Below are 8,426 nucleotides of genomic sequence, written 5' to 3'. Positions count from 1 at the left end.
TTTCATAATTAAACCACAATTCATCTCCGTTATAACACCGTTTAACTTTCCGTTTTTTAAACTTTTCCCATTTTTTTAATTTAGCGTTGAAAAAAAGAAGATTCTTGCTATCATAAGTAATGATACCTTTTCCATCACAAGTCTCCAGAATTTTCACTTTGATATAGAACTTGCTTGTATCCCTCGCGGTAATAACTCCTTTTGCCCTGCACTTGTCGTTTGTTTGATCGTCCTCTTGTTTTTTTGAAATATAGCCAAGATTGTATTCGTAATTGATGGTATCACCAATCTTATAAACATCGAATTTCCCCCTCTCGTCGTCCCTTTCTTTTTCTTTGGACTTTTTCCAGAATTCCTTATCCTTAGTAGCTTGTCCATTAAGATGGATGGGGTTCCCGTTCAAGTATCTGTAATAGCTAACTAGGACTATTCCTGCCATACTTTCATTGTTGTAAACGCCCATTGAGTTAAAATATACAGAAAGGCGGGAACCCGAACCAAGTCCCCAGTTGTTCATTACCCAAAAGCCCAATCCAAAATAATAGCGCGAGGTGAACGTATCTTCTGCCATGGATTTTGCTACAATTTTGTCTGAATCTGGGACTAATAGGTCTAATTTTCGAAAACAATCATTAATATCTTTTGGGATATAATGCCCTCTTAGCGTATCTGTGGTAAATCTTACTTTATCTTCTTTGTCCCAAATAGCTTCAATTGCCTGGTACGGCTTAAATAGTTGCTTTTCATCAACTTCGCCACCTAAAAGCATTGTTTTAAACGCTATTAAAATCACCGTTTGTTGATGTTGATTAGTCTTGATTCCTTTGTTAGCCAGGTATTTATTGATTTTAACGCCCTGATTATCATCCGAAATCCAGTTATCTATGGTCTTGTAATTAGTATAATCGCCCCATGGATAACAAAGGTTAATCAATTTATTATCTGAAGTTTTTTTGATGATTCCTTTAAGGCTGTCAGGGCAGTCGGTCTGCAATAAATTTACAGCTTGCTTTAAATTCCGTGGCACGCGTTGGCCCTGGCCAAAACAGACACTAACCGCAAAAAATAAGACATAAAAAACAAGGGCCCTTACTTTCATGACAAGGAATAACCGGATAATAAAGGAAGATAAATATTTTTCAATTCCGAAATCGAAAATCCGCCTTCCGAAATCAAATCATATCCCCAGCACCTGCTTCAGTTTCACATACCCGGTTTTGCTCACGGGTATTTTGGCACCTGATTTAAGGATGGCCAGGTGTGCATCTTTTTCGTAGGGGTCGATCCGGGTGATCTGCTGTATTGCGATCATGTACGAACGATGTACCCGTACAAAATATCGTGGGTCGAGCGTTTGCTCAAAAAAGTTCATGGTTTTGTTTTTCAGGAAAGAGCCTTCAGCAGTGTAAACGCTTACATAATCGTCATCAGCCGCTAGATATTGCACGTCCTGCACCGGGATGATCTTCACCTTGGTGCCTGTTTTTACCACAATCCGCTCATGCTGTGCCGGCGAATTGGCAGCTTCCAGGATCTCCTCTGTCTTTTTAGGTGAAGGGGCATTTGGCGCCTGGGCCAAATATTTCTCTATCGCCTTATGAAAGCGGTCTTTATTAAAAGGTTTCAGCAGGTAATCAACCGCGTGGGCTTCAAAGGCTTTTATGGCATACTCATCAAAGGCGGTGGTAAAAATTACCGCGGGCTGCTGCTCCACCAGTTCCAGCATTTCAAAGCCGTTTATTTTAGGCATCTGCACGTCAAGGAAGATCAGGTCAGGCTGGTACTGTTGAATGGCTTTAAGGCCCTCGAAGCCATCACCACATTCCTGGATCACTTCTATCTGGCTAAAATCCTGCAAATACTCCCTAACCACCATCCGGGCCAAAGGCTCATCATCAATAATTAATGCGCGTTTCATATATTACAACTGCGGTACTTTAATAATGGTTGTAAATATATTATCATTTGCGTGAGTTTCAATCAAATCATTTCGTGCAAATAACAAATATAACCTGCGTTGCACACCCCTTAAGCCAAAACCGGTACCCTGTTTGGGCCTGGAGGTTTGCGGATCATATGGATTTTGGACCATCAGGATCAAAAAATTACCCTCCATTTCGGCCCTGATGCTTACTACTACATCGCCGGTAGTATCGTACAAGCCGAATTTGATGGCGTTTTCAACAATAGGCTGCAATAACAGCGAAGGTAACAGGGCGGCGCTGCTGCTTTCATCACAACTGATCTCCGTTTGCAGGCGGTGGCCAAAACGTACTTTTTCAATATCAAGGTACAGGTTTAAATGCGTCAGTTCATCGGCCAGGGGCACCTGCAGTTGGTCGTCCTTTTTTAATGTACCGCGTAAAAAATCTGAAAGTTGGTGGATCATGCGCCGGGCCTCATCGGGTTTAAAACCAATGAGCGCGTTGATAGAATTTAAACTGTTAAACAGGAAATGCGGCTGCAACTGCTGCCTTAAATTATAAAGTTCGGCATCGCGGGCCAGCTTTTCCGCCTCGGCCTTGCGTTTTTCGTTCTCCTTCTGATCGATCTGCGAGTAATAAATAATACTGACCATCGCCATCCAGCCTATCGCCAAAAAGTCGATAAAACCGCGCATGTAAACAGAATTGATTAAAAACTGGATAAAGGCATCGCCGGTGGTTAACAAGGGCAGCAGCCAGCGGCAACCCAGGGTACAAACCGTTGCTAAAGCGGCACACCAGATTAAAATATTGATGTAACTGCCTTTGCCCGGCTGGTAATAACGCAGGTTATTGTTGATGAGCCAGCAAGCTGCGGAAAGCAGTATGGTATTCACTAAACCATCGGTAACAGCAATAAACCATAAAAAACCAAAACTATGGATATAATACGTTTGCCCCAGGGCCCAAATGAGCCCGCACGCTGCAAACGTCCCGTATAGCCTTGTATTGCTGTATGTTATTGTCATGGTTTATAGTCCGAAAGTCCGGAAAGCCTTAAAAGCTCCTTACATCTACGCCCGCGAAAATGGAAACACCTTTAAGTACCAGTACTTTTTCGTTATTGGGCGAAGCAGTAGTTTTCATCCGTTTATCATCTACCGAAGCAAAAACCGCGGCGAGGTCTGACACTACCTGCCAATGCGACGGCACAATGATCTTGGTTCCGCCGAAGATCTGGGTGATATCAATGATCACCCGGCCATTGATATCGGCCTGGGTAAAATCCAGTTCGGCGCCGCCAAAAATGTTAACGATCTCGCCGCCCTTAAAATCTTTTGAAAGAATGGTTTTTTTAACCCCGCCAAAAACAGATACCGCGTCCAGGTAATCATCACCGCCGTGCGAGTAGCCTGAATAGGCCTCTTTGGGAGGAACCTCCGTATAGTTCACTTCTTCAACAGGAGGAGTTCCGCTTGCAGCATTTGCCGAAGCGCCAGGATCCCATTTATAACTATAGTGTTTTTTCCAGTAATCTTTATCGTAGGGATTACGGCGCCTCAGGATCATCCATAAGCCGAATGCGATGATACCCAGCGGCCAGATAAAACCACCTGCGTTATGGATATTTTCGGTAAATAAAAACACAACACCCAGGCCCATTAACACAAAAAACGAATTTTTTTGAAAATTGCTTTTGGCTCCAATAAAAATACCCCAGCCAATTAACCAAAGGGGCCAAAGTTTAACCCAGTTTGGTATAACATATTGCTGAAGCAGCAGAATGGCCCCAACCATTAATAGTATAACCCCCACCAGAGCTTTGCCATTGCGGGGGTTGTTTGAATATTTTATATCGTTGTCCATTATTATCCTATATTAAATCTTATCCAAAACTAAGGTAACATTATATGTAAGCCAAACAAAAACTGGCGGCATATTTAAACATGTCGGTAAGTTGCAACAAAGTGTCGGTGAAAAAGTTGCCAGATCAAAAATTAATATACTAAAGTGTAAAAAATAGCAAAGTACGTTAACGTAAACTCAGGGCTACGCTCCAGTCGGCGCCGCTGGCCAGGTGATAAATTTTGGCAAAATCGCCCATGTTTAACGCAAACGATACCTGTAAAAGGCTGTTGATATACGCCAATGGTTTGCCTTCGGCAACGGCACCAAAAGTATTGGTGTAAGGCATATCGCCGGTATATTTTTCCTCGCCCTTATAGGATACCACTACGTGTACCATATCGCCATATTTGGGTTTTAACTGATCAAAAAGAGTATCGGGGATATTGGTCCAGATGTTGCCGTACTGCACATCAAGTGCGGGGATATTACCCTTTAATGTTTTACCATCAAGCACCGCGTGCTGGTAAGGCAGGGCAACCACTTTGGGTTCCATCACAGGGCCAACCTGTTCAAAGCTGATCACGCCAGAAGCCAGGCGGGCTGCGGTAAAACAATAAACATCGCGACCATAAAATGTATTTGATTTTTCGGAGTTTTTGCGGCGGTTGATCTTTTCGTCGATCTCCCTTAACTCTGCGATCCCTAACGACTGGGCCACCAGGGTTAAAGTGCCGTTATCGGGCGTTACAATAAAGTGCCCCGATTTGGTTTTTAAAACCACCGATTTGCGGGCCGTACCCACGCCGGGATCGACAACCGAAACAAAAACGGTGCCTGCGGGCCAGTATTTAATGGTTTGCTCCAGCCGGTAAGCGGCTTCCCAGATGTTAAATGCAGGGATCTCGTGGGTAAGATCGAATAATTTCAATTCGGGCGAAACACCCATGGCTACCCCTTTCATTTCGGATACGGCGCCATCCTTCAAACCAAAATCCGTTTGAAAAACAACCATTTTATTTTGCCCGAAAGACAGGTTAGCAGCTAAAACCAATATAAAAAGACAGGTAATTGAACGTAACGTTTTCATCATACTAATTAAAAAGCTGCAAAATAAGGGATTTAATGTATATTTTTAAGCGTCACAATTATTAAATAATGGAAGTAGAATATACCTTATCCAGTGGAAAGCAAACAGTTTACGTCATTTTCGCCGCAATCTTAACCATCGTAGCCATTATCTTTTTATCATTATGTTTTCGGCATCACAGCGACACCCCTATAGTTTTACCGGTAGCTGCCTGCTTTGTTTTTCTCGCAGTATTGCTTGGTGGTCAACTCAGGAAAAAGGTAATTATATCCTCGGAAAGTGTAAGAGCAACAAACGTACTGCAAACGAAAGAATTGGCTACCGCTGATATTAAGGGTTGTCGGATAGGCCCTAAAACCATCGTGATTGAATCGATTTCGCAAACAGGACCTAAAATCACCATCAATAATTATTCGGATTTTATTGATGGAGCGGATTTAAAAAAGTGGTTCCAGGAAAATTTTAAAGACCTTGATGCCAGCGACCTGGCAGAAGAGCAGGACCGGCTTTTAAATGATAGCCGGCTTGGGGCTACAAAGGAAGAGCGTGAAGCCACGATCACCCAATCCAAATGGATGGGCTGGAGTTATATGGCGATTGGCATGTTTGCAGGATTAATGTGCATTCCGTTTGACAGGAAACCTGTAGTTATTATTTTCCTCATCGTTTATCCATTGTTAGGCATATTGATTATGGCGCTCAGCAAGGGCCTCATCAAATTTATTTCCAGCACAAGGCGCAGCGTATATTCATTTACCGCCCTGGGGCTGTTTACACCTGCATTTGTTTTATGTTTAACCGGTTCATTGGGTTATGATATCTACGATTTCCACAACGCGTTTTTACCCGCGATAGTGCTATGCATGGTAACTGCTGTACTTATCTATATCACGGGGTTCAATAAAGATATGCCGGCAGTGGGGCAGTCAATCGGCTTGCTGCTCATTTCGGCTGTATACGGCTTTGGCTGCGTGGTGCAGGTGAATTGTTTATTCGACAAATCCGCGCCGCAGGCGGTACATACATCGGTTTACGATAAACACAAGAACTACAATAAAAGGGAACATTACTACCTCACCCTGAATCCTTTTTCGCCGGGCCAGGACCAAAAGGAAACGGAAGTATCCGAAGGCACCTATGATAAGTACAATGCAGGCGATAATATTGAGGTTGAGTTAAAAAAAGGGCTTTTAAATATACCATGGTATTACCTGCCCGCTGATTATTAAAAAAAGCCAGGCAAGTTTCCCTGCCCGGCTTTAACCACTTGTAAACTAAACTCGCCTCACCTAAATCCTCTCCAAAGGAGAGGACTTTAACTTCGTTATTTTTTCGAACCCTCTCCCTTGGAGAGGGCAGGGTGAGGCACTTAAACCTGCTTATACTCTGTATAGGTTTTATCTTCTTTTGCATTGTTATTGTGTCTGGTAACCATCCATGCGCCAACACCGATAATAGCTACCGGCCAGATAAAACGGACTGCATCAGGGATATTATCTGTCAATAAAAATCCTACGCCCAACACTGTAAGGTAGATCCAGATCGGTTTCCTGAAATTGTATTTACCGCCAAGGTACAGGCCGTAAGCGATCAGCAGCATTGGCCAGCTTAACACCCAATCAGGGATAACAAATAAGTTAAACTGGTCGATCAGTAAAATACTGCCAACAATTAATATGACGATACCGGCTATTGTTTTTCCGTTGATAGCTGTATTTGGGGTGATGCTGTTAGTTTCCATTGTTTTAAATTTTAATTATACCCAAAAGTATAGCGATATTGAATGTTGGGCAATGGAATATTGGCAGGTGGTTGATGGTTGTCGGTATGAAGGGAGAAATTGTCGGTGAAAAAAAATCGATAAACGAAAGCGCGTTGTCATGCTGAGGCTCTCGAAGCATACGTGCGAGGGCCTTTACGCACATGCTTCGACTGGGCTCAGCATGACGCCCCTCATTTTACACCTCAGGTTCCTGCTGGCTCAGGCAATGGAAACTGCCCAGGCCCCAGATGATATCGGTAGAATCAATGCCCACCACTTTTCTATCAGGGAAGCACTGTTGTAAAATATCCAAGGCTTTATCATCATTTTTTGAGCGGTAGGTTGGCACCACCACCGCGGCGTTACCGATATAAAAGTTTGCGTATGATGCCGGCAGGCGCTGGTCGTCATAAACCACTGCGTCCGGCATGGGTAGTTCCACAATATTTAATTGTTTGCCGTTAAGCAGGCGCATAGTTTTAAGCGTTGCCAGGTTTTCCTGCAGGAGGTGGTAATTTTCGTCGTTCTTATCTTCCTCTACTACGGTAACAACGGTATCTTCATTCACAAAGCGGGTAATATCATCAATATGTCCGTCGGTATCATCACCCACTATGCCATCGCCCAGCCATAGCACCTGCTCAACACCATAATAGTTTTGCAGGTAGCTTTCAATTTGCTGCTGGTTTAAATGCGGATTGCGGTTTTTATTGAGCAAACAGGCAGTAGTAGTTAACACGGTACCCCTGCCGTTAAAATCAACCGAACCGCCTTCCATTACAATAGCCGGGTGATAAACCGGCAACCCAAAGTGTTCCGCAATTTTTGTTGGGATCACGTCATCCAGGTCAAAGGGCGGGTATTTGCCACCCCAGGCATTATAACCCCAATCGATAATCGCTTTTTGTTTGGTGGTTTCATTAATTAAAAACGCCGGACCATGATCACGGCACCATGCGTCATTAGTGACGAAATCAAAAAACTCAACCCTGGTTAAATCCACACCGGCAGCTGTCAACTGCTGTTTGGCAAAAGCTTTTAGCTGCTCATCCCCTACGTTAATGCGCACCAGTTCACCTTCAGTTAATACCTTAATAAACTCGCAATATTTAGGGTAGATCATCCCGATCTTCCCCGGCCATGATGCCTCCTTATGCGGCCAGCTCAGCCAGGTAGCGGTATGTGGGTGCCATTCGGCAGGAAAGTGGAAATCTTTTAGGTTGGGAAAGTCCATCATTAGTTCATGGTTAATAGTTCATAGTTCATGGTAAAAACACAATTTACTGCGACATTACCCTGTTGAATGCCTACGCAATCTCAAACTATACATTGTTGATATGCTTCCGGGAATGTCCCGCGTAGAGATTGCTTCGTACCTCGCAATGACGCGCTGGGGGTGGTTTATTCGTCAATAAATCTTTTTGTAATTGGTTGGTAGGAATCAATCCTTCTATCCCTCATAAAGGGCCAGTGGCTGCGGTAATAGTCAGATTTATCCAGGTCAAGCTCCTGCACTACCACTTCTTCCTCATGGTGCGATGCCTGGTAAATGACGGTACCGAATGGGTTGGAGAAAAACGATCCCCCCCAAAACTTCAGCCCTGCTTCTTCGCCGGCGCGGTTAACACTTACTACATGCACACCGTTGGCTACAGCATGTGAGCGTTGTATGGTCTGCCAGGCATTATACTGTTCAACATTGGTCGCTTCGTCCTGGGTAGTGGCCCAGCCGATGGCGGTTGGATAAAATATAACCTGGGCCCCCATCAGGGCAGTGATGCGCGCTGCTTCGGGGTACCACTGG

The 8,426-nt window shown here is 44.0% G+C and carries 9 protein-coding genes; 1 reads left to right on the top strand and 8 read right to left on the bottom strand.

All coding sequences use genetic code 11. From position 1 onward, the window contains the following. From QZY09_RS01940 to QZY09_RS01920, 5 genes are all read right to left on the bottom strand, one after another. A partial coding sequence (locus tag QZY09_RS01940) for a DUF6794 domain-containing protein (protein ID WP_295667489.1) occupies window positions 1-1,099 on the bottom strand: 1,099 nt, incomplete at its 3' end. A gap of 78 nt (window positions 1,100-1,177) precedes the next feature. Continuing rightward, window positions 1,178-1,918, bottom strand: coding sequence for a response regulator (locus QZY09_RS01935; RefSeq protein WP_295667487.1), 741 nt, complete (start codon window positions 1,916-1,918; stop codon window positions 1,178-1,180). Between the two features lie 3 nt (window positions 1,919-1,921). Next, window positions 1,922-2,953, bottom strand: coding sequence for a sensor histidine kinase (locus tag QZY09_RS01930; RefSeq protein ID WP_295667485.1), 1,032 nt, complete (start codon window positions 2,951-2,953; stop codon window positions 1,922-1,924). A 28-nt stretch (window positions 2,954-2,981) separates the two neighbouring features. Further along, window positions 2,982-3,791, bottom strand: a complete 810-nt coding sequence (locus QZY09_RS01925) for a LiaF domain-containing protein (RefSeq protein WP_295667483.1) — start codon at window positions 3,789-3,791, stop codon at window positions 2,982-2,984. Between the two features lie 166 nt (window positions 3,792-3,957). Continuing rightward, complete coding sequence (locus QZY09_RS01920; RefSeq protein WP_295667481.1) at window positions 3,958-4,863, bottom strand: S-adenosyl-l-methionine hydroxide adenosyltransferase family protein; 906 nt, start codon at window positions 4,861-4,863, stop codon at window positions 3,958-3,960. A 65-nt stretch (window positions 4,864-4,928) separates the two neighbouring features. On the opposite strand from QZY09_RS01920, the gene QZY09_RS01915 reads away from it, so the two are divergent. Continuing rightward, entirely contained in the window at window positions 4,929-6,089 is a 1,161-nt protein-coding gene (locus tag QZY09_RS01915; RefSeq protein ID WP_295667479.1) for a hypothetical protein, read from the top strand. Between the two features lie 140 nt (window positions 6,090-6,229). On the opposite strand, the gene QZY09_RS01910 is transcribed toward QZY09_RS01915, so the two are convergent. The 3 genes from QZY09_RS01910 to QZY09_RS01900 all read right to left on the bottom strand — a co-directional run. After that, on the bottom strand, window positions 6,230-6,601 hold the full coding sequence (locus QZY09_RS01910; RefSeq protein ID WP_295667477.1) for a DUF5668 domain-containing protein: 372 nt from the start codon (window positions 6,599-6,601) through the stop codon (window positions 6,230-6,232). Window positions 6,602-6,818: 217 nt separating this feature from the next. Next, the gene (locus QZY09_RS01905) at window positions 6,819-7,856 is read right to left on the bottom strand and encodes an agmatine/peptidylarginine deiminase (RefSeq protein ID WP_295667491.1); all 1,038 of its coding nucleotides are present in this window, start codon (window positions 7,854-7,856) and stop codon (window positions 6,819-6,821) included. Between the two features lie 167 nt (window positions 7,857-8,023). Further along, on the bottom strand, window positions 8,024-8,426 hold a 403-nt coding region (locus QZY09_RS01900; protein WP_295667475.1), incomplete at its 5' end, for a nitrilase-related carbon-nitrogen hydrolase.

Origin of the sequence: uncultured Mucilaginibacter sp. (assembly GCF_903913935.1) — a bacterium.
GTDB lineage: Bacteria > Bacteroidota > Bacteroidia > Sphingobacteriales > Sphingobacteriaceae > Mucilaginibacter.
This window is presented reverse-complemented; position numbering and strand designations above follow the sequence as displayed.

Bases quoted from the DNA above. Each gene is read 5' to 3' on its own strand.
- QZY09_RS01935 (WP_295667487.1), bottom strand. From the start codon at position 1,918: ATGAAACGCGCATTAATTATTGATGATGAGCCTTTGGCCCGGATGGTG.
- QZY09_RS01920 (WP_295667481.1), bottom strand. From the start codon at position 4,863: ATGATGAAAACGTTACGTTCAATTACCTGTCTTTTTATATTGGTTTTA.
- QZY09_RS01905 (WP_295667491.1), bottom strand. From the start codon at position 7,856: ATGGACTTTCCCAACCTAAAAGATTTCCACTTTCCTGCCGAATGGCAC.
- QZY09_RS01930 (WP_295667485.1), bottom strand. From the start codon at position 2,953: ATGACAATAACATACAGCAATACAAGGCTATACGGGACGTTTGCAGCG.
- QZY09_RS01925 (WP_295667483.1), bottom strand. From the start codon at position 3,791: ATGGACAACGATATAAAATATTCAAACAACCCCCGCAATGGCAAAGCT.
- QZY09_RS01915 (WP_295667479.1), top strand. From the start codon at position 4,929: ATGGAAGTAGAATATACCTTATCCAGTGGAAAGCAAACAGTTTACGTC.
- QZY09_RS01910 (WP_295667477.1), bottom strand. From the start codon at position 6,601: ATGGAAACTAACAGCATCACCCCAAATACAGCTATCAACGGAAAAACA.